The sequence below is a fragment of the Corynebacterium timonense genome, from assembly GCF_900105305.1.
GTDB classification, from domain to species: Bacteria; Actinomycetota; Actinomycetes; order Mycobacteriales; family Mycobacteriaceae; genus Corynebacterium; species Corynebacterium timonense.
The window spans coordinates 671,816-691,180 of sequence record NZ_LT629765.1 but is presented as its reverse complement, the minus strand read 5'-3'; the positions used below and the strand labels follow the sequence as shown (position 1 = coordinate 691,180).

The 19,365-nt window shown below is 68.9% G+C and carries 17 protein-coding genes; 5 read left to right on the top strand and 12 right to left on the bottom strand.

The window, feature by feature from the left end; translation table 11 throughout:
• Window positions 1–26: 26 nt before the first annotated feature.
• From BLT81_RS03335 to rimP, 7 genes are all read right to left on the bottom strand, one after another.
• Complete coding sequence (locus BLT81_RS03335) at window positions 27–1,322, bottom strand: MATE family efflux transporter (protein ID WP_019192965.1); 1,296 nt, start codon at window positions 1,320–1,322, stop codon at window positions 27–29.
• The gene (locus BLT81_RS03330; RefSeq protein ID WP_231286553.1) at window positions 1,322–2,302 is read right to left on the bottom strand and encodes a DHH family phosphoesterase; all 981 of its coding nucleotides are present in this window, start codon (window positions 2,300–2,302) and stop codon (window positions 1,322–1,324) included. The genes BLT81_RS03335 and BLT81_RS03330 overlap by 1 nt, the downstream gene beginning before the upstream one ends.
• A gap of 1 nt (window position 2,303) precedes the next feature.
• Window positions 2,304–2,738 (bottom strand): 30S ribosome-binding factor RbfA, encoded by a 435-nt coding sequence (gene rbfA / locus BLT81_RS03325; RefSeq protein ID WP_040420619.1) that lies wholly within the window; start codon window positions 2,736–2,738, stop codon window positions 2,304–2,306.
• Window positions 2,739–2,884: 146 nt separating this feature from the next.
• Complete coding sequence (gene infB, locus BLT81_RS03320; RefSeq protein ID WP_083337244.1) at window positions 2,885–5,689, bottom strand: translation initiation factor IF-2; 2,805 nt, start codon at window positions 5,687–5,689, stop codon at window positions 2,885–2,887.
• A 108-nt stretch (window positions 5,690–5,797) separates the two neighbouring features.
• On the bottom strand, window positions 5,798–6,130 hold the full coding sequence (locus tag BLT81_RS03315) for a YlxR family protein (RefSeq protein WP_019192969.1): 333 nt from the start codon (window positions 6,128–6,130) through the stop codon (window positions 5,798–5,800).
• Window positions 6,131–6,305: 175 nt separating this feature from the next.
• Window positions 6,306–7,307 (bottom strand): transcription termination factor NusA, encoded by a 1,002-nt coding sequence (gene nusA / locus BLT81_RS03310; RefSeq protein WP_019192970.1) that lies wholly within the window; start codon window positions 7,305–7,307, stop codon window positions 6,306–6,308.
• The gene (gene rimP, locus BLT81_RS03305) at window positions 7,308–7,856 is read right to left on the bottom strand and encodes a ribosome maturation factor RimP (RefSeq protein ID WP_019192971.1); all 549 of its coding nucleotides are present in this window, start codon (window positions 7,854–7,856) and stop codon (window positions 7,308–7,310) included.
• Window positions 7,857–7,887: 31 nt separating this feature from the next.
• Here rimP and BLT81_RS03300 point away from each other — a divergent pair, with 31 nt between their 5' ends.
• Window positions 7,888–8,682 (top strand): DUF4439 domain-containing protein, encoded by a 795-nt coding sequence (locus tag BLT81_RS03300; protein ID WP_019192972.1) that lies wholly within the window; start codon window positions 7,888–7,890, stop codon window positions 8,680–8,682.
• On the opposite strand, the gene BLT81_RS03295 is transcribed toward BLT81_RS03300, so the two are convergent.
• Window positions 8,679–10,463 (bottom strand): proline--tRNA ligase, encoded by a 1,785-nt coding sequence (locus BLT81_RS03295; protein ID WP_040420621.1) that lies wholly within the window; start codon window positions 10,461–10,463, stop codon window positions 8,679–8,681. The genes BLT81_RS03300 and BLT81_RS03295 overlap by 4 nt on opposite strands.
• A gap of 30 nt (window positions 10,464–10,493) precedes the next feature.
• On the opposite strand from BLT81_RS03295, the gene yaaA reads away from it, so the two are divergent.
• Window positions 10,494–11,204: a peroxide stress protein YaaA gene (gene yaaA, locus BLT81_RS03290; protein ID WP_040420749.1), complete on the top strand. Its 711-nt coding sequence runs from the start codon at window positions 10,494–10,496 to the stop codon at window positions 11,202–11,204.
• Here yaaA and BLT81_RS03285 read toward each other — a convergent pair.
• Complete coding sequence (locus BLT81_RS03285; RefSeq protein ID WP_051011404.1) at window positions 11,175–12,077, bottom strand: endonuclease domain-containing protein; 903 nt, start codon at window positions 12,075–12,077, stop codon at window positions 11,175–11,177. The two genes, yaaA and BLT81_RS03285, sit on opposite strands and share 30 nt — an antisense overlap.
• Before the next feature lie 526 nt (window positions 12,078–12,603).
• On the opposite strand from BLT81_RS03285, the gene BLT81_RS03280 reads away from it, so the two are divergent.
• Window positions 12,604–13,704 (top strand): ATP-binding protein, encoded by a 1,101-nt coding sequence (locus BLT81_RS03280; protein ID WP_019192976.1) that lies wholly within the window; start codon window positions 12,604–12,606, stop codon window positions 13,702–13,704.
• Here BLT81_RS03280 and BLT81_RS03275 read toward each other — a convergent pair.
• Window positions 13,697–14,647: a class I SAM-dependent methyltransferase gene (locus tag BLT81_RS03275; RefSeq protein ID WP_019192977.1), complete on the bottom strand. Its 951-nt coding sequence runs from the start codon at window positions 14,645–14,647 to the stop codon at window positions 13,697–13,699. The genes BLT81_RS03280 and BLT81_RS03275 overlap by 8 nt on opposite strands.
• Window positions 14,634–15,371, bottom strand: a complete 738-nt coding sequence (gene cobA / locus BLT81_RS03270) for a uroporphyrinogen-III C-methyltransferase (RefSeq protein WP_019192978.1) — start codon at window positions 15,369–15,371, stop codon at window positions 14,634–14,636. Before cobA ends, BLT81_RS03275 begins: the two co-directional genes overlap by 14 nt.
• A gap of 24 nt (window positions 15,372–15,395) precedes the next feature.
• On the opposite strand from cobA, the gene BLT81_RS03265 reads away from it, so the two are divergent.
• On the top strand, window positions 15,396–16,595 hold the full coding sequence (locus tag BLT81_RS03265) for a protein adenylyltransferase SelO family protein (RefSeq protein ID WP_019192979.1): 1,200 nt from the start codon (window positions 15,396–15,398) through the stop codon (window positions 16,593–16,595).
• Here the strand turns inward: BLT81_RS03265 and mqo are convergent.
• Entirely contained in the window at window positions 16,592–18,121 is a 1,530-nt protein-coding gene (mqo, locus tag BLT81_RS03260) for a malate dehydrogenase (quinone) (RefSeq protein ID WP_019192980.1), read from the bottom strand. The genes BLT81_RS03265 and mqo overlap by 4 nt on opposite strands.
• A 225-nt stretch (window positions 18,122–18,346) precedes the next feature.
• On the opposite strand from mqo, the gene BLT81_RS03255 reads away from it, so the two are divergent.
• Window positions 18,347–19,360, top strand: coding sequence for an alpha/beta hydrolase (locus BLT81_RS03255; protein ID WP_019192981.1), 1,014 nt, complete (start codon window positions 18,347–18,349; stop codon window positions 19,358–19,360).
• Window positions 19,361–19,365: the final 5 nt, after the last annotated feature.

Sequence of the window (19,365 nt, the reverse complement as noted above, 5' to 3'; positions counted from 1 at the left end):
TACCACAGCACTCCCGCCGCAGACCTTTAGGCGGCGCCGGTGCGCGCCCACTTCATCGACCGGAAGCGCTGCACCACCCCGGCCAGGCGGATGAGAATCGCGGCCAGCTGGCCCACCCAGATGCCCACCAGGCCCCAGCCCGTGACGGAGGACAGACCGATGAGGGGCAACGCGCCCAGCAGCACCGCCGACATGGTGAGCGTGCGCAAAAACGCTGCGTCTCCTGCTCCCAAAAGCACACCGTCGAGCGCGAACACCACGCCGCCAACGATGATCATGGCGATGAGCAGCCACCACGGCACAACGAGCTCGCCGAGCACGGCGCCGTCCTGCGTAAAGATGCCGCGGATGGGCCCACCGAAGAGAGCAAACACCCCCGCGAGGGCGCACGCGAACAGCAGCGAGTAAGCGATGCACCGCGCGCCCACCTCGCGCGCCCGTTCCACTCTCCCCTCCCCGAGTGCCGCCCCCGTGAGCGCCTGCGCGGCGATGGCCAGGGAATCGAGGACGAGGGTGAGGAAGTTCCACAGCTGGAGCAACACCTGGTGCGCGGCGAGCGTCGCCACGCTGACACGCGCGGCCACCACCGCCGCCGCGAGCAGCGACACCTGAAACGACAGGGAGCGCAGGATGAGGTCGCGCCCGAGCACGAGCTGGCTGCGGATGACGGTCCACCGCGGCCCCCACGGCCCGTCGTGCTCCCGCACCAAAGCGGCAAGGAAAAGGCTCGCCGTGATGCCCACGCCGACCACGTTGGCCACCGCCGACCCGACCAGCCCGTAACGCGCAACAAGAAGCGGCAGCAGCACCGCGCCCGGGACGACGCCACACAACGTGAGCACGAGGGGCACACGGGTGTTCTGCACAGCCCGGAGCCACCCGTTGCCTGCCATGATGAGCAGCGTCAGAGGGATCCCTACTGCGGCGACGCGCATCCACGGCACCGCCTGAGCAGCCGTCGCTGCGTCGTTGGTGAGAAACAGCGCGAGCGGGCGCGCCAGGGCGACGACGAGCACCGCGAGCACCACGCCCACGACGCTGGCCACCCACGAGGCCTGCACGCCTTCGGCAACGGCTGCTGCCCGGTTGCCGGAGCCGTAGAGGCGCGCCGCCCGCGCCGTCGTGCCGTAGGACAAAAACGTCAGCTGCGTGGTCACGATCGACTGGACCGCCGCGCCGGCGGCCAGCGCCGCCAGCTCGTCCGTGCCCAGCCGACCCACCACCGCGGTGTCCAACTGCAGGTAGAGGGGGTTCGCGGCGAGGACGCCGAGCGCCGGCAGCGCGAGCGCGAGGATGCGACGAGCGCTCACGTCGCTGTTCATCAGACCTCCTTGAGAATCCGCCTCACCACGTCGTCGCGCGCACCCGAGGCGCTTAGCCCCGCGGCCGGGACGTGCCCTCCCCCGCCGAGGCGCTGCGCGACCCGCGAGACGTCGACGGTGCTCGAGCGCAGGGACACATTCCAATAGCGGGGGGCCTGCTCCTTGAGCACCACCCCGACGTCGCAAAGCTCAATCGCCCGGGCGTAGTCGATGACCGCTTCGACCGCCTGCTGGCTCATCTCCCTCAGGACCTCGACCCCGATGGTGAACACACAAACCCTGCGGCCGCGCACCTCGTGGTGCTCCATTCCCGCGAGCACACCGCCGAGCAGCAGCATGTCGCGCGCGCTCATCGCGTCCATCAGCCGCAGCGCGATCTCGCGCGTGTCCAGCCCGAAGCCCAGAAGCTCTGCGGCCATGACGTGCATCCGCTGGGTGCCCCACCGGAAGTTGCCCGTGTCGGTGACCAGACCGGCGTAGAGGCAATGCGCCATCGCCGTGTCCACCACGACGCCGAGGTGCACGAACAGCTCGCGCACGAGCATGGTCGTCGACTCCCCAATGACGACGAGGTTGTGACCGCCAAACCCGGGGTTGGTCTCGTGATGGTCAACGACAACCACCCGGTGCGGGTCCGCCATAATCTGCGGGGCGAACGCGCCCGTCCGGTCGGCGGAGGCGCAGTCGACGGTGACTACGAGGTCCGTCTCGGGCAACCGGTCCGTGTAGGTGACCTCTCCGACACCGGGCACCGAGTCCAGGTTGGGCTGGTGCGGGAAGGGCTGGCCGATGACAACGCTCGCGTCGGTGCCCAGGGTGCGCAGGCCTGCGGCCAAGCCGCACGCGGAACCGAGCGCGTCCGCGTCAGGCCGGATGTGGCCGACCACGGCGACGGAGCGCGCGCCGCCGAGCACCTGCGCGACCTCGGCGAACTCGGCCGTGTGCTCTGGGAAGAGCACCCCCTGCAAATGTCCTGCCACGTTAGATGTCCGTTGTCTTGTACGGGTTGCCCTCGCCGGCCGGGGTGGCGTTCGCGCGCAGCTTGGCCAGCTCCGCGTCGCGCTCCCGGGCCCGGCTCAACAGCTCCTCCATCCGGGCCGAGGCTTCGGGCACCGTATCTTGCTCGAAGGCGAGGGTCGGAGTGAAACGCACCCCGAGCTCGTCGCCGACGATCTTGCGCAGCTGTCCGCGCGCCCGGTGCAAAGCCTCAGCCGCCTGATCGTAGTCGGGCTCGTCGTTGATGTCGCGGCCCCGCACGGTGTAGTACACGGTGGCGTCTTGGAGGTCGCCCGTCAGGCGCGCATCGGTGATGGTGACCAGCTCGAGGCGGCGGTCCTTGACCTGGCGTTCGATCGCCCGGGCGACGATCTCCTGGATGCGCTTGGCCAAACGTTGTGCACGAGGGTTCTCAGCCATCTCATCTCCTTATTGCACGGGCGAATTCGGTTCCCCGTCATCCTACAGCGACCCCGCACGCCCCCCGACACAGGCGAGGCTCCGCCCCCTCGGTGTCAGCTCCCGAGGGGGCGGAGCCATGCTTGCTGCTTGCTTATCGACGCCCGCTAGGTGCGCGGCACCTCAACGGTCTCGTAGACCTGGATCTCGTCGCCGACCTGGATGTCCGGGTAGGACAGCACCATGCCGCACTCGTAGCCCTTGTCCACTTCGGTGACGTCGTCCTTCTCCCGCCGCAGCGAGTCGATCGTCGCGTCGGGGGTGATGACGTTGCCGTCGCGCACCAGGCGGCATTTCGCGTTGCGGCGCACCTTGCCGTCGGTGACCATGCACCCGGCGATGAGGCCGACCGCGGAGGCCTTGAAGATCTGGCGGATCTCCGCCGTGCCGAGGTCGCGCTCCTCGTAGATGGGCTTGAGCATGCCCTTCAGCGCGCTCTCGACGTCCTCGATGACCTTGTAGATCACCGAGTAGTAGCGGATCTCCACGCCCTCGTTGTTCGCTTCCTCGGTTGCCTTGCCCTCGGCGCGAACGTTGAACGCGACGATGACGGCATCCGACGCGGCAGCGAGCACGACGTTGGTCTGCGTCACAGCGCCGACGCCGCGGTCGATGATGTTGACCTCGACCTCGTCGTCGACCTCGATCTTGAGCAGCGCCTCCTCGAGGGCCTCCACCGAACCGGCGTTGTCGCCCTTGAGGATGAGGTTGAGCTGGCTCGTCTCCTTGAGCGCCTGGTCCAGGTTCTCCAGGGAGACGCGCTTCTTCGTGCGTGCCTGCATCGCCGAGCGCATGCGAGCGTCGCGCTGCGCGGCGATCTGGCGAGCGACGCGGTCGTCGTCGACGACGAGCAGGTTGTCGCCGGGGCCGGGCACGCCGTTGAGGCCCTGCACCTGGACCGGGCGGGACGGGCCCGCCTCCTCGACGTCGTTGCCCCACTCGTCGACCATGCGGCGCACGCGGCCGTAGTTGCCGCCGACGACGATGGAGTCGCCGACGCGCAGCGTGCCGCGCTGCACGATGACCGTGGAGACGGGGCCGCGGCCGCGGTCGAGGTTCGACTCGATCGCAATGCCCTGGGCGTCCATGTCCGGGTTCGCGCGCAGGTCAAGGGCCGCGTCCGCGGTGAGCAGGACGGCCTCGAGGAGGTCGTCGATACCCGTGCCCTGCTTCGCAGAGATGTCGATGAACATGGTGTCTCCGCCGTACTCCTCCGGCACGAGCCCGTACTCGGTCAGCTGACCGCGGATCTTGTCCGGCTGGGCCTCCGGCTTATCCACCTTGTTCACGGCGACCACGATCGGCAGGTCCGCCGCCTTGGCGTGGTTGATCGCCTCAACGGTCTGGGGCATGACGCCGTCGTCGGCGGCGACCACGAGGATGGCCAAGTCCGTCGACTTCGCACCGCGGGCACGCATGGCGGTAAACGCCTCGTGGCCCGGGGTGTCCAGGAAGGTAATCCGGCGCGGCTGGTCCTCCAGGGCGACGGTGGTCTGGTACGCACCGATCCCCTGGGTGATGCCGCCGGCCTCGCCCGACCCGACGTTGGAGCGGCGGATCGAGTCCAGCAGGCGCGTCTTACCGTGGTCGACGTGGCCCATGACCGAGACCACCGGAGGGCGGTACTCGAGGTCCTCGTCGCCGCCTTCGTCCTCGCCGAACTGCAGGTCGAAGGACTCGAGCAGCTCGCGGTCCTCGTCCTCCGGGGAGACGATCTTGACTTCGTAGTTGATCTCCGCACCCAGGATCTGGAGGGTCTCCTCCGGCACCGACTGCGTTGCGGTGACCATCTCGCCCAGGTTGAACAGCGCCTGGACGAGGTTCGATGCGTCAGTCCCGATCTTCTCCGCGAAGTCGCTCAGCGTCGCGCCCTGGCGCAGGCGGACGGTCTTGCCGCCGCCGTCGGGAAGACGCACGCCGCCCACGACGTTCGGTGCGTGCATCTCCTCGTACTCGTGCCGCTTCTGCCGCTTCGACTTGCGGCCGCGACCGGGCGCGCCACCGGGACGACCAAACGCTCCAGCGGTGCCGCCGCGGCGCCCGCCGCGCCCGCGGAAACCGCCACCGGGGCCGCCGGGGCCGCGCCCGCGGCCCCCGCCTTGGCCGCCACGGCCGCCGCGGCCGGCGCCTGCAGCCTTCGCCGGCATCTGCGCCGGGTTCGGCGCCATGTCAGCCGGCGTGGGGCGACGCCCCGAGCCCGAACCCGAACCCGGCCGCGGCGCTGGGCGCTGTCCCTGACCGCCGGGACGGGGTCCCCCCTGGGAACCGCCCTGGCCACCGCGGCCACGCCCGCCGCTAGCGCCGCCTGGGCGCGGTGCGGGGCGCGGGCCACCGGTGTTGGACGAGAAGGGGTTGTTGGCCACACGGGGACGGCCACCGGGCTTGGGCACCGGGCGAGGCATCGAGCCCGGCGTCGGAGCGCCAGGCTTAGCGGCGCCAGACTTCGGCGCTGCTGCGGGTTTCGGAGCACCAGGCTTCGCAACACCAGGCTTCGGGGCGCCGGGCTTCGGCGCGGCGGCGCCGGCGGAGGGCGCACCGGGCTTGGGAGCGCCAGGCTTCGCAGCACCGGGCTTGGGAGCGCCAGGCTTCGCAGCACCAGGCTTGGGAGCGCCAGGCTTCGGGGCGCCGGTCTTCGGCGCTGCGGCACTGGGCGCGGGGGCGCCGGGCTTCGGCGCTGCGGCGCCGGGTTTCGGCGCACCGGGCTTTGGGGCCTGCTTGCGCTCCTTGCCTTCCGCGGAGCCCTGGCCCGACGTGTCGCCGTAGAACTCCCTCATCTTCTTCACCACCGGCGGTTCGATGGTGGACGACGCCGTCTTCACAAACTCGCCCTGCTCCTTGAGAGTGGCGAGCAGTTCTTTACTTGTTACACCGAGCTGTTTTGCCAGTTCGTGAACGCGTAGCTTTCCGGGCACGTGTCTCCTCTTGGTTTGTGCTAGGAGGCAGCGGCCCGTCCAGGCTACTGACCCCTAGGTATGGTCAATGACTTTCATCGCTGATGCTGCTTCATGGTTGCGTACTCATCAGTGTTCGGTCTTCCTTACTTCGTGTGGGTCTCCCGCGTGTTCCGCGAGGTACGTCCGTACATGACCTAAGTCCACCGGGGTGGACATGCGGAGTGCGCGAGCAAACGCCCGCTTGTTCTCCGCCAGCTCAAACGCCTCCCACGTCGGAGTGATCCAGGCGCCCCTGCCGGGCAGGGAGCGCGTCGGGTCCGCCAGAACCCGGTTGGACCCCGCGGGGTCCGCGACGACGCGCAGAAGCTGCGAGTCGTGCGCCGCGCGGCGGGTGGCAATGCAGGTCCGGGTCCGAACAGGTGTCGTGCGCGACGCGTCGTGCCGTGCGCGTGAACCCATCCGCGTCCTTTCCCGGGATGCGCCTCGCAGCGCCCCGCTCGATTACTCACCCACGCCAACGTGGTCAGCGTGTTTTAAGCCATAGTAAACTCTACGCCACTTTCCGGTGATTTTGTACTTGCCCGCTCAGCGCGCGTATCGACGCCTCGCACCCCGCCCAGGGCCCCGCCCGCGCCTACTCCGCCGCGTCGGAGTGAATGTCGATCTTCCACCCCGTCAGCCGCGCTGCGAGCCGGGCGTTCTGCCCCTCCCTGCCAATGGCGAGCGAGAGCTGGTAGTCCGGCACCGTCACCTTTGCCTGCTGCGCCTGCCGGTCCAACACCTCGACGCGCACGACCTTCGAGGGCGCCAGAGAATTGCCGACGTACTGGGCGGGGTCGTCGGAGTAGTCGATGATGTCAATCTTCTCCCCGCCGAGCTCGCGCATCACCGACGAAACGCGCGCGCCCCGCGGACCGATGCACGCCCCCTTCGAATTGACGCCCTTGACGGTGCTGCGCACCGCGATCTTCGAGCGGTGGCCGGCTTCGCGCGCGATGGAGACGATCTCGACCGTGCCGTCCGCTACCTCGGGTACCTCGAGGGCGAACAGGCCGCGCACGAGCTCGGGGTGGGTGCGCGACAGGTGGACCTGGACCTTCCGGTCGCTCTTATTCACTCCCACGACATAGGCCTTGACGCGATCGCCGTGCTGGAGGCGCTCCCCCGGGATCTGCTCGGCCGGCAGCAGAATACCGTCCTGCGGGTCCTGCTCGGTGCCGAGCTGCACGACGATGATGCCGCGCGACTCGGCGGTGACGTCGCGCTGGACAACCCCAGAGACGACCGTGCCTTCAAAGTCGGAGTACGCGGAGAAGGCGCGGCCCGCCTCGGCCTGCTTCATGCGACGCAGGATCGCATCACGCACCGCGAGCGCGCCCACCCGGGAGAAGTTGACGGGGGTGACGTCGTCCTCGGAAACGACGGCGCCTTCCTCATCGACCGTGCTCAGCATGACAGCGACGTCGCCGGTGTCGGTGTCGATGTCAATCCGCGCCTTTTCGTTCGCCGCGGGCGGGGTGTCGCGGTTGTCGCGGTAGGCCCACAGCAGCGCCTCGGCGATCGTGGTCAGCAGGTCCTCGACCGTGATGCCGTGCTGCTGCTCGATAGTGCGCAGCGCGCGCATGTCGATATTCACTTATTCTCCCTCTCCATGGGAGGCCGCGCGGGCGGCCTCGTCGAACGACTTGCCCGCCAGCTCAGTCTCCCCGGCCGGCGGATTGCTGAATTCAACTTCTACCACCGCTCCCGCGAGATCGGAAACGGCGCGCAGCTCCACTGTCGGCTCCTTCCCACCGGACGCAATGAGAACCACGGTGCGCTCGTCCTCGTCGAGCGCACCGATGCGGTAGGCGGACTCACCCACGAGGACTTTTCGTCCCCGGTTGCGGCGCCAGTGTCGCGGCTGCGTGAGCGGGAGGTCCACACCCGGGGTGGTCACCTCGAGGGTGTAGCCGGCGCCGAAGTTGATCTCCCCGGCGGCCTCGTGGGCGTCGAAGAGCTCGCTGATCTCGTTCGATGCCGCCTCGAGTTCGTCGAGCGTGGGGCGCGCATCGGAGTCGAGGGAGACCACGACCTGGGACTTCTTGCCGGCCTTGACCGTGCGAATGTCTTCGATATCCATGCCCCTTCTCTCTGCGACGGGGCGGATCAGCTCGGTGAGGGTCTCGACTCCGGGAAATGCCATGCGCAACAGCCTATCGTGTACGGTGTGGCGGGTGAAGTTCTCCCGCCTTGCGCTGCTGCCTGCCTGCCTGGTCCTCGCATCGTGCTCGCTGCTGGGCCCGCGCCCGAACGGGGAGATCCTGACACTCGCCCAGCAGGCCGAGGCGGACGCGGCGGCCCTCGGCGGTGCCCCCGCCGCGGGCCTGCGCGCGGAGCAGGCCGAGCAACTCTACGGGGAGATCACCCGGCTGTGCGGCACGGACGAGGTGGGCGCGCCGCCGCAGTCCTGCGCCGTCGAACGCGGCGCCGGCGAGGCGGCAGGCGTCGCCAACGTCGCGGCCCTTGCCCACGCCGCTCCCGCCGCGGGCGCGCAAGCGGCGGGAGCGGTGCCCGCGGAATCCGTCGACCTCGTCGTCGCCCAGGCCATCGACATCACCGCCACCGAACCCGTCGACCTGCTCGCGCCTGAGGTCACAGACAAGGCCGACCTCGCCGCTGCGCGCGACATGCTCGCCCACGAGTACGCCCTCGATTACGCGCTCGGCGTCGCCCTCGCGTTCAGCGACGACGCAACCGGCGCGCGCATTGACGAGCTGCGCGCGGCCGCCGGTCAGCGCCGCTTCGCCCTCGTGCGGTTGCTGCACCCGACGGGCGAGGTGCCTGCTGCCGCGCCCGGCTACGAGCTGCCCGCGGGCGAGCAGCCGACCGATGCGGCGAGCGCCGCGGCCCTCGTCGACAGCCTCGACTCCGCCCTCGTCTCCCACTGGCGCGAGACGGCGGCCGCCGCGACGTCGGCCCCGTGGCGCGAGGCCGCGATCGCGTTCGCGGCGCACGCGCAACGAGTCTAGAGGTCCTCGGCGAGAAGGCCGCGCAGCTTCTCGACGACCTCCGCGGCCGCCACCTCGAGAGTCTCGCCGCCGCGGATGCGCAGCTCCACCTTCCCCTCGGAGAAAGCGCGACCCAGGATCACGATGTAGGGCATCCCCAGAAGCTCCGCGTCCTTGAATTTCACGCCCGGGGAGACCTTCGGGCGGTCATCGAAGAGAACCTCGACGCCGGCGGCGCTGAGCTCCTCCACAAGGTGCTCGCCCGCCTCCAGCGCGGCGGCGTCCTTGTTGGCCACGGCGACGTGCACATGGAAGGGCGCAATCGCCGCCGGCCACACGAGGCCCTTCTCGTCGTGGCGCTGCTCCGCCACAACCGCCATCATGCGCGAGATACCGATTCCGTAGGAACCCATCGTCGGGGTGGCACGCTTGCCGTTCTCGTCGAGGATCTGTACGTCCATCGCCTCGGTGTACTTGCGCCCAAGCTGGAAAATGTGTCCCAGCTCGATGCCGCGCGCGAGCTTGACGGTCCCGTTGCCGCTGGGAGAGGGGTCACCCTCGCGGATCTCCGCCGCCTCGATGTATCCGTCCACCTCGAAATCACGCCCGGCGACCAGGCCCACAACGTGGCGTTCGTGCGCGTCAGCGCCCGTAATCCAGCTGGTACCCGTGACCACGCGCGGGTCGGCGTAGATCCTCACACCGTTCGCCGCCAGCGCGCGTGGGCCCACGTAGCCCTTCACCAGGAAGTCGTGCCGGGCGAAATCGTCCTCGCTCGCCAGCTCGAACGTGGCCGGCTCCAGGGAGGCCTCGAGGCGCTTTTCGTCGAGCTCCCTGTCGCCCGGGATGAGCACGGCGGCCAGCTGGGGTCCGACGGGGTCGCCGTCCTCGGTGAGGGCGCGGGGGTCGTTGACCTTAATCACCATGCATTTGAGGGTGTCTCCGGCGGCGGCAGGCCGGTCGTCGATAAGCACGCCCTCGCGGTTGGCCCACTCGACGAGCGCCTCGATAGTCTCGGAGCGCGGCGTGACGTACTCCTGCGCCTCAGGCTGGCCCTCGATGGAACGCTCCGGCGGGGCGACCGTGACCACGGCCTCGACGTTCGCCGCGAAGTCCCCCGCGGTGGAGACGACAAAGGTGTCCTCGCCGTTGTCAGAGTACGCGAGGAACTCCTCGGAGGCGGAGCCGCCCATCGCCCCCGAGGTCGCCTTGCAGATCTCGTAGTGGATACCCACGCGGTCGAAGATGCGCTGGTAGGCGGCGCGGTGCTTGGCGTAGGACTCGTCGAGCCCGGCGTCGGACATGTCGAAAGAGTACGAATCCTTCATCACAAACTCACGCCCGCGCAGGATCCCGGCGCGGGGGCGCGCCTCGTCGCGGTACTTCGTCTGAATCTGGTACAGCGTGACCGGGAAATCCTTGTACGAGGAGTACAGGTCCTTGACCGTCGCCGTGAACATCTCCTCGTGCGTCGGCCCGAGCAGCATGTCGGCGCCCTTGCGGTCCTTGAGCCGGAACAGGTCGTCGCCGTACTCCGCCCACCGGTTGGTGGCTTCGTAGGGCTCGCGGGGCAACAGCGCCGGGAACAGCAGCTCCTGGGCACCCATCCGGTCCATCTCCTCGCGCACGACGCCCTCGATCTTGCGCAGCGTACGCAGGCCCAGCGGCAGCCAGGAATACACGCCGGGGGCCGCGCGGCGCACGTAGCCGGCGCGCACCAGAAGCTTGTGGGAGGGCACTTCGGCGTCCGCCGGATCTTCGCGCAACGTGCGCAGGAACAGCTCGGAAAGGCGTGTAATCATGGCGGACATCTTAGCGCTAGGGTGTACGACATGCTCATCCTGCTCCCGCCTTCCGAGACCAAAGCCGCCGGCGGGGACGCCGACCCCATGACGCTGTCGTTTCCCTCTCTTAACCCCATCAGGGAAGAGATCATGGACGACCTTGTCGCCCTGCCCGTCGACGACATGATGGCCACGCTGAACATCCCGGCGTCGAAGCGCGCCGAGGCCGCCGAGAACACGTCGCTGCGTCAGGCCCCGACGATGCCCGCCATCCATCGCTACACGGGCGTGCTATACGACGCCCTTTCCCCCGCCACCCTCGACACCTCGGCGCTGTCCCGCCTCGCCATCGGTTCCGCCCTGTTCGGCGTGGTCCGCGCCACCGACCTGATTCCCCGCTACCGCCTGTCCGGCGGATCCAAGCTGCCCGCCCGGGACGGTTCGGTACCGACGATGAAGGCGCGCTGGGGGGCGTCGATAAGCGAAGTACTCTCCGAGCTGGGCTTCATCGTGGACATGCGATCCGGGGCCTACCACTCACTGGGCCCCGTGCCAGGTGCGGCGACCGTGCGCGTGGAGACAGAGGTGGGCGGGGCGCGCAAGGTGGTCAGCCACTTCAACAAGCAGTACAAAGGCGAGCTAGCGCGCGCGTTGGCCTCGGGGCCGTCCTGTTCCTCCGCCGCTGAGGTCGCTGCAGTGGCCTCAGAGGCGGGGTTCGCCGTGGAGATGTCAGGCTCCCAGCTGACGCTGGTGGTGTAGAGCGGCTGTGACCTCGGCGATGAACGTGGCCGGGTGTGCGAGCAGCTCCTTCGGCCGGTAGCGCATGATTGTGTAGCCCTGGTTCTCGATGCGCTTCTTCCTGTCGTTTTCGCGCTTGATGACCTCCGCGGTGTCCGTCTCGTACTTGCTGTCGCCGTCGATCTCGATCAGCAGCCACCCACCGATGCACAGGTCCGCCCTGTAGGCGCCGATGCTGTACTGGGGCTGCGGGTTCAGTCCCGCCTCGATGAGCAGCGCACGGGCGAGGGACTCAAAGGGCGACTCGGACAGGGCGGTGGCGTGGCGGAGGCAGCGCCGGACCGTCCGCACCCCTTTGAACCGGCCCATCCGACGAACTTCGCGCTCGACGTCCCGCTTCGTCCCACCCGAGCGCAGCAGCCAGTCGAAGGCGACCAGCCCCTCGGCGAATCCGTGGAGGCGGGCGATATCGATGGCGGTCCGGGTCAGGCGGGTGGCCCGGTAGCCATCCGATTCGTACGTCTCACTCTGGTGAAGGTTGAAGTGGTACGCCTTGTACCCGGGGTTCTTCCGGACAGACGGTCCGAGGCTCGCCCCCGGCATCGCCAATTCCACCCTCTCTTCCGTCAGCGCCACCACCCACATTCCCCCCACGCGGGCAGCGGAGCGCCCGATCAGCGACGTCTTTCTGTTGTTCCTGCCGGCGGCGCAGGCCAGGAGCAGCCGGCGCTCGTGGCCCGGCAGCGCCTCCCACAGTTCCGCCGGGTAGTACAGCTGTGGCGACAGCTGGACACGCGACGGCCCTCCCTCGTGCCGAGCGCGGTCGTGGGTGAGCTGCCGGGTATCGATGATCCCGGCGCAAAGTTCTGCCCGTCTCGCCCGCTGTCGGGCCACCTCAGCCTGGTTCCTCCGATCTATGCCCATACCGGTTTAGACGGCTGCCGGGGCGGTTCGGTTCCCGCGCGGTCAGCCGGGTATGGCGCGGTCAGCCGGATATGGCGCGGTCAGCCGGATACGGCGCGGCCAGCCGGGTACGGCGCGGTCAGCGGAGAGCGGCGCGGTCAGCGGAGAGCGGCGCGCAAACCCCGACTTTTAAACCCCGACTTATCGCCGTCGGGAATCGCGGGGGCAACAGGGTTTGGCGATAGGTCGGGGTTTGAAAGTCGGGGTTTAAGCCCTCAGGCACCCAAAGTCGGGGTTTAAGCCTCAAGCACCCAAGGTCGGGGTTGAGGCCTCAAAGCGTCCAACATCGGGGTTTAAGCATCAAGCACCCAAAGTCGGGGTTTAAGCCTCGAAGCGTCCAACATCGGGGTTTGCCACACCGCACCACCCCAGCACCCGCCTGATTTATCAATTTATCAACCCGACCGATTTATCAATTTATCAACCTACATCGCTACAAAGGCGCTACACTACCCCCATGAACAACCCCTTCCGCCCCACCTTCGGCGCCAGCCCCCGCGTGTGGGCCGGCCGCGAGGCCGTCCTGGTGGAGTTCGGCCGCGCCCTCGACAACGGCCCGGGTGACCCTCACCGCAGTATCATCGTTTCTGGTTCCAGGGGCATCGGCAAAACGGTGCTACTCACGGAGCTCGAAGACATCGCCGCCGCCCGCGGCTGGGTCGTCTTGCGCGCGTCGGGGCGCGAGGGCATGGCGGAGACCCTGACGAACTCCACCATCCCGGAGACGCTGGAACGGCTTGACCCCCAGCCGGATCGGAAGGTGACGGGGGTGTCGGTGGCCGGGCTCGGCTCGATACGCGCCGAACTCACCGATCACTCCCCGGTGCCGCGCCTGATTACCCGGCTGCGCGAGCTGCTACGAGAAATCCAGACCGGGGTGCTGATCACCCTCGACGAGGTGCAGGACGCGGACCCGGACGACCTTGCCCAGATCGCCGTCGCCTACCAGGACCTCGTGCGCGACGATGCCGAGATCGCCCTCGCCATGGCCGGCCTCACCCGCGGCGTCAACCGCCTCCTGGACCTGCCCGGCGCAACCTTCCTCCGCCGGGCTCGCCATTACGAGCTTGGACCGCTCACGCTTGACGACGCCACCCGCACCCTCACCCTCACCGCGGCCGAATCCGGGAGACCCTTCACCGAGGACGCCGCCGCGGCCGCCGCTCGCTTCACGCGCGGCTACCCGTACCTGGTGCAGCTGATCGGCTACCTGGCCTGGGAGAACGCGGGTGAGAGCATCACCACGGAGGTGGTCGAGGCGGCGCGACCGGAGGCCATCGACCGCCTGGGCACGCAGGTGCATCAGCCTTCGCTTCGCGACGTCCCTCCCCGCCAACGCGAGTACCTCGACGCGCTGGCGCGCCTCGGCGGACACGACGTCGCCGGCGCCGCGCTGGCCGAGGCGCTGGGCCGGCCGCTCACGAGCCTGAGCGATACCCGCGCCAAACTCATCGAACGAGACTTGATCACACCGGCCGGCTGGGGCGCGGTTTCATTTGCCCAGCCCTACCTGGGCGACTACATCTTGAACCATCGCGGCCCCCGGCGCGTCAGCTAGCGCGCAGCACTGTATAGCGGCGGTTGCGGGCGATTTCGTCGACGCTGCCGAAACGCTTCTCCACCTCGCCGCGGTAGCGCAGGTGGGAGTTGTGCACCATGTAGAGCGCACCTCCGGGGGCGAGGAGGCGGCGGGCGGCGTCGAGCAGCGGCAGCGCTAGCGTCGCGTCGACGGTGGTCCCCTCGTGGAACGGGGGGTTGAGCGCGATGGTGTCGAAGGAACCGGAGGCAAACCGCGATCCAGCATCGTCCCATGTGGCGTCGAGGCCGATGGCGCGGGCGGAGAGCACCGCGTCGGCGGAGGAGTCCGTGGCCATGATGGAGCCCGGCAGGCCCCGGGAGACGGAGCCGTTGCCGCACCCGAGGTCGAGGAAGCGCCCCAGCTCGTTCGGCAGCGCCGAGCGCAGTAGTTCACCGCCGTGGTCGGGGGTGGTGCCGGAGAACACGCCGCCGACGGCGACGAGGCCATCGCCCCGCGCCGGTTCGTAGGCCACCGGCCGCGGGCCCGAGGCGACAAGGCAACGGAACTTGCCCCGCCCGCGCGACGCCGCGACCGCGGCGAAGGATTCGGCGAGCACGGCGTTCATCGAGCGCGCCAGGTGCTTGTTGTTCGCTCCGAGGACCAGGCGCACGGACGAAAAGCCGGCGCCCGCGATCGAGCGCGCGAGGTAGTCCAGGCGCGCGAGCGACTTCGGCATTTCGCCCACCGCCACCGCGGAACCGGAGGAGCCCGCGAGGTACTCGTCGAGGCGCGCGTCCCCGGCGACGTCGGCGCCGAGCGCCGCCGCCCGCTGGCACCGGGAGTAGTCGCCGTCGAGCAGAACAACCCGCGCCCCCGACGCGACGGCCGAGGAGGTCAGCTCGCCCGTGGGGTCCTCGCACACGAGGACGGTCCCCGCCAGTTCCCCGGCGGTGCCCAGAATCAGCCGGTCAAGCGCTCGCAAGGCCGGCCACCTCCCCGATGACGTAGACGGCCGGGGAGCCCACGGCCTCGCGCTCCATCGTGTCGGCGAGGCCGGCGAGCGTGGCCACGAACGCGCGTTGGCGGCGGGTGTGCCCGTCCTGGATCACGGCCGCCGGGGTGTCCCCGGCAAGCCCGCCCCCAACGAGCGCGTCGGTGATGGCGCGGGCGTTGCGCACGCCCATGATGACCACGATCGTGCCGCCGGCGCGCGCAAGGGCGGTCCAGTCCACCAGCGACTTTTCGTGCCCGGGCGGCAGGTGGCCCGACACGACCGTGAACGAGTGCGTCACCCCGCGCTGCGTCACCGGCACCCCGGCGGCCGCCGGGACGGAGACGGCGCTGGTCACCCCCGGCACGACCTCGCACTCCAGGCCCGCGGCGGCGCAGGCCTGCAGCTCCTCGAAGCCGCGGCCGAAGACGTAAGGGTCGCCGCCCTTGAGGCGCACGACCGCGCGGCCAGCCAGGGCGTTGTCGATGATCAACTCGTTGATGCGCTCCTGCGCGACTTGTTTGCCGTAGGGCAGCTTGGAGACGTCGATAAGCACCGTGCCCGAGGTGTCGAGGAACTCCCCCAGCTCGGCGGCGGGGCCGAGGTGGTCGGTGAGGATGACGTCGGCGGCCTCGAGCGCGCGCAGCCCCCGAATGGTGAGCAGGTCCCAGTCGCCCGGGCCCCCTCCGACGAGCGTTACCTTCCCATGAGTCATAGGAATCAAGTCTAGGGTGGCAGCATGAACACCTCCGCACGGCCCACACTCAGCCACGCCTTCGCCGAGGCGCTTCCCGAGCTCGTCCGCGAGGCGCGCGGCGCGGACTTCCCCAACCCGCGCCTCGTCGTGCTCAACGAGCCGCTCGCGCGCGAGCTCGGCCTCGACCCCGACTGGCTGCGCACGCCGGACGGCACGGCGTGGCTCACCGGCGCCGGGGGCGGCCACGCCATTGCGTACGCCGGGCACCAGTTCGGCCAGTTCGTGCCCCTGCTTGGCGACGGCCGAGCCCTGCTCCTCGGCGACATCGCCGGCCGGGAGATCCAGCTGAAAGGCTCGGGCCCGACCCCGTTCTCGCGGCCCGGGTCGGACGGGATGGGGGCGATCGGCCCGATGCTGCGCGAGTATCTCGTCAGCGAGTTCATGCACGCCATTGGGGTGCCGACGACGCGTTCGCTGGCGGTCCTCGACACGGGGGCGACGGTGCTCCGGCGCCAAGGCGCAGTACCCGGCGGCATCGTGGCGCGGGTGGCGCGCTCGCACCTGCGAGTGGGCACGGTGCAATTCGCCGCCACACAGTCGACCGAGCTAGTGAACAAAGTGGTCGGCGCGGCGGGCGCCGATTCCCCGGCGCAGTTACTGCGCGACGTGCTCGACCGGCAGCTGGAGCTGGTGGTGCGATGGATGCGCATCGGCTTCGTCCACGGGGTGATGAACACCGACAACACCGCCCTGTCGGGCGAGACCATCGACTACGGCCCGTGCGCCTTCACCGAGCGATTCACAGGGTCGGCGTCCTTTTCCTCCGTGGACACCGGCGGGCGCTATGCGTTCGGCAACCAGCCGAACATCATCGCCTGGAACCTGGCGCGCCTCGCCGAGGCGCTGCTCGGGGTCATGGAGCGCAGCGAGGCGGAGGCGGTGCTGGGCACGATTCAACAGCGCTGGGACCACTATTGGGAGCGCCACTTCGCCGGTGCGGAGGGCATTGGCGAGGCCGCCGACATCACAACGTTCAACCGGGAAAGCGGCGGGCCCATCTTCATCCCCCGCAACCGGATGCTCGACAGCGCCCTCACGGCGGTCGAGCGTGACGGCGACTACGGGCCGTACACCGAACTCCTCACGGCGGTGACCGACCCGTTCAACCCGCAGGCTGGGCCGGAATGGATGGCCCGGCCGGAAGGTGACGAAGAGCCCTTCGCCACCTACTGCGGCACCTAAACGTCCTGGCTGGCCTCGGAACCTTCGGAGGCCTCCTCAAGGCCGAGGGTCTTCTGGGTCCACTCCCACTGCTTCTGGAAGGCGTCGGCGTCGCGCTTGAGGGAGACACCGTACGTGGGGAACATCTCGTGGAGCTTGTCGGACCACTCAATCATGTGCTCGCCGAAGCAGCGCTCGAGCAGCTCGAGCATCGCGGCCGGGGTGATCGAGGCGCCCGGGGAGGCGCCGAGGATGCCGGCGATGGTGCCGTCTTGGTCGTTGACCAGGGCGGTGCCGAACTCGAGGGTGCCGAAGGTAGGCACGGCAGCCGGCTTGATCACCTGGACGCGCTGGCCCGCCACGACGGTGTCCCAGTCCTTGCCGTTGACCTCAGGGTAGTACTCGCGCAGCGCGTCGAGGCGGCCGTCGAAGTCCTTGAACACCTCGGAGACGAGGTACTTCACCAAGTCGAGGTTGGTGGCGGCCACGCCGAGGTAGGAGGGGATGTTGTCCGGGCGGATCGAGGTGAACAGGTCAAGGTAGGAGCCCTTCTTGAGGAACTTCGGGCTCCAGCCGCCGTAGGGGCCGAACAGAAGTGACTGCTCACCGTCGATGACGCGCAGGTCCAAGTGCGGCACGGACATCGGCGGCGCGCCCACCTTGGCCTTGCCGTAGACCTTCGCCTGGTGCTGCTCCACCAGCTCCTGGTTGGTAGTGCGCAGCCACAGGCCGGAGATGGGGAAGCCGGCGTAGCCGCGCACCTCGGGCACGCGCGCCTTGCGCAGCAGGTCGAGCGCGTAGCCGCCGGCGCCGACGAACACGAAGGAGGCGTGGACAACCTGCTTGTCGCCGGTGTGGACGTTGCGCACGGTCACCTTCCACTTGGTGCCGTCGCGCTTGATGTTGACCACCTCGTGGCCGTAGCGCACGATGGTGCCCTTTTCTTCGGCCGTGTCGATGAACTTCTTCGTCAGCGCGCCGTAGTTAATGTCGGTGCCCTCGTCGATCCAGGAGATGGCGACGGGCTCCGAGTCGAAGTCGCGGCCCCGGGCCATGAGCGGCAGCTTCTCGGCGAATTCGTCCTGGTCCGAGGTGAACTTCATGTTCGGGAACATGTGGTTCGCCGAGAGCTTCTCGTAGCGGCGGCGCAGGTAATCGATCTGGTCGTCGCCCTGCCCGAAGGAGACGTGGGGGACGGGGTTGATGAAGTCCTGGGGGTCCGTCAGCAGGCCGCTTTCCACCTGGTGGGACCAGAACTGGCGGGCGAGTTGGAACTTTTCGTTGATCGCCATCGCCTTGGAGACGTCAACGCGGCCGTTCTTCTCCGGCGTGTAATTCAGCTCGCACAGTGCGGAGTGGCCGGTGCCCGCGTTGTTCAGGGGGTAGCTGGACTCCTCGGCGGCACTGTCGAGGCGCTCGAAGATGGCCTGGGACCAGTCCGGTTCCAGCTCCCGGAGCATCGCGCTGAGAGTCGCGCTCATGATGCCTGCACCGATAAGCAGGACATCAACCTCGCCGTTCAAGTTCTTGCCTTGTTCTTCAGACATCCGTTCAACCCTTTTCGCTTATTCGTGGCTTATTCGTGTCAGTGCGGTCTCTGTGCTCAGTTTCGTGGGGCCGACCGGTTCGTGAGCGTCCCCGCCGTGTGGCAGGCGCCACTAGTGCGCTCACTCACATCGACTTGCCATTACACTCTACGCCCCTCGGTCAGGCGGCTAGCAACAGACCGCTAGGTGGGCGTCGATACGCAAACATGCCCTACCATCGACGGCATGAGAGATAATGCTACGCCCGCGTCCTTAACTCTTGAGAACCTCCCGTGGCACGACGACATCCTCGGCGAGGGCTTCGAGTCCGCTGAGCTGCCTGTCGACGACCCCGAGGCGGGCACCGAGCGGGCCACCCTCGTGCGCGCGCTCCCGGACGAGGCGACGGAGCAACCGGCGATCCTCTGGGTCCACGGCATGTCGGATTACTTCTTCCAGAAGCACGTGGCCCAGCATTACCAGGCCGCCGGGTACGCCTTCTACGCCATCGACCTGCGCCGTTGCGGCCGCTCGCGCCACGCGGGCGAGTACTGGCACTACACCACCGACCTCGCGGAGTACTTTCCCGAACTCACCACCGCGCTCAGCCTGATCGCCGGCAAGCACGGCAGCGTGGTTCCTCTCGCCCACTCGACGGGAGGGCTGATCGTGCCGCTGTGGATGGACGCGCTGCGCCGCAACGACCCCGAGGCGCACTCCGCGCTCCAGGGGCTCATCCTCAATAGCCCGTGGCTGGACCTTCAGTTCCCGCCGGTTCTGGTGAAGATCTTGCGCGCACCCGTCCTGTTTCTGGGCAAGCACGTTCCCACCCTTCGGCTGCCCAAGGCGGGCACGGGGACGTACGGGCAATCCGTCTCGGCGACCGAACACGGCCAGTGGCACTTCGACACTGACAAAAAGCCCGTCACCGGCCACCTGGCCCGTCTCGGCTGGGTGCGTGCCGTCATGCAGGGCCAGCGCCACGTGCACAAGGGCGAGGTCGACACCGGCGTGCCCACGCTGACGGTGTGCTCCTCCCACTCCTACCTGGGCAAGCCCTACTCGGCCGCCGCGGACACCGCAGACACGGTCCTCGACGTCGAGCAGATCAAGCGGTGGGCGCCCACGCTCTCGGACGACGCCACGGTGGTGCCCATCGACGGCGCGCTTCACGACGTCTTCCTCAGCGAACCCCACGCCCGCGAGGCCGCCTTCGCGGCCGTTGACTCCTGGCTCGGCGAGCTGCCCGCACAGGACTAATCCCC

Excerpts from the sequence above, each read along its gene's own strand:
- BLT81_RS03255 (WP_019192981.1), top strand. The coding sequence starts at position 18,347 with ATGAGAGATAATGCTACGCCCGCGTCCTTAACTCTTGAGAACCTCCCG.
- rimP (WP_019192971.1), bottom strand. The coding sequence starts at position 7,856 with ATGGCATTTCCCGGAGTCGAGACCCTCACCGAGCTGATCCGCCCCGTC.
- BLT81_RS03295 (WP_040420621.1), bottom strand. The coding sequence starts at position 10,463 with ATGATTACACGCCTTTCCGAGCTGTTCCTGCGCACGTTGCGCGAAGAT.
- cobA (WP_019192978.1), bottom strand. The coding sequence starts at position 15,371 with ATGACTCATGGGAAGGTAACGCTCGTCGGAGGGGGCCCGGGCGACTGG.
- BLT81_RS03265 (WP_019192979.1), top strand. The coding sequence starts at position 15,396 with ATGAACACCTCCGCACGGCCCACACTCAGCCACGCCTTCGCCGAGGCG.
- BLT81_RS03315 (WP_019192969.1), bottom strand. The coding sequence starts at position 6,130 with ATGGGTTCACGCGCACGGCACGACGCGTCGCGCACGACACCTGTTCGG.
- BLT81_RS03280 (WP_019192976.1), top strand. The coding sequence starts at position 12,604 with ATGAACAACCCCTTCCGCCCCACCTTCGGCGCCAGCCCCCGCGTGTGG.
- BLT81_RS03335 (WP_019192965.1), bottom strand. The coding sequence starts at position 1,322 with ATGAACAGCGACGTGAGCGCTCGTCGCATCCTCGCGCTCGCGCTGCCG.
- mqo (WP_019192980.1), bottom strand. The coding sequence starts at position 18,121 with ATGTCTGAAGAACAAGGCAAGAACTTGAACGGCGAGGTTGATGTCCTG.
- yaaA (WP_040420749.1), top strand. The coding sequence starts at position 10,494 with ATGCTCATCCTGCTCCCGCCTTCCGAGACCAAAGCCGCCGGCGGGGAC.
- rbfA (WP_040420619.1), bottom strand. The coding sequence starts at position 2,738 with ATGGCTGAGAACCCTCGTGCACAACGTTTGGCCAAGCGCATCCAGGAG.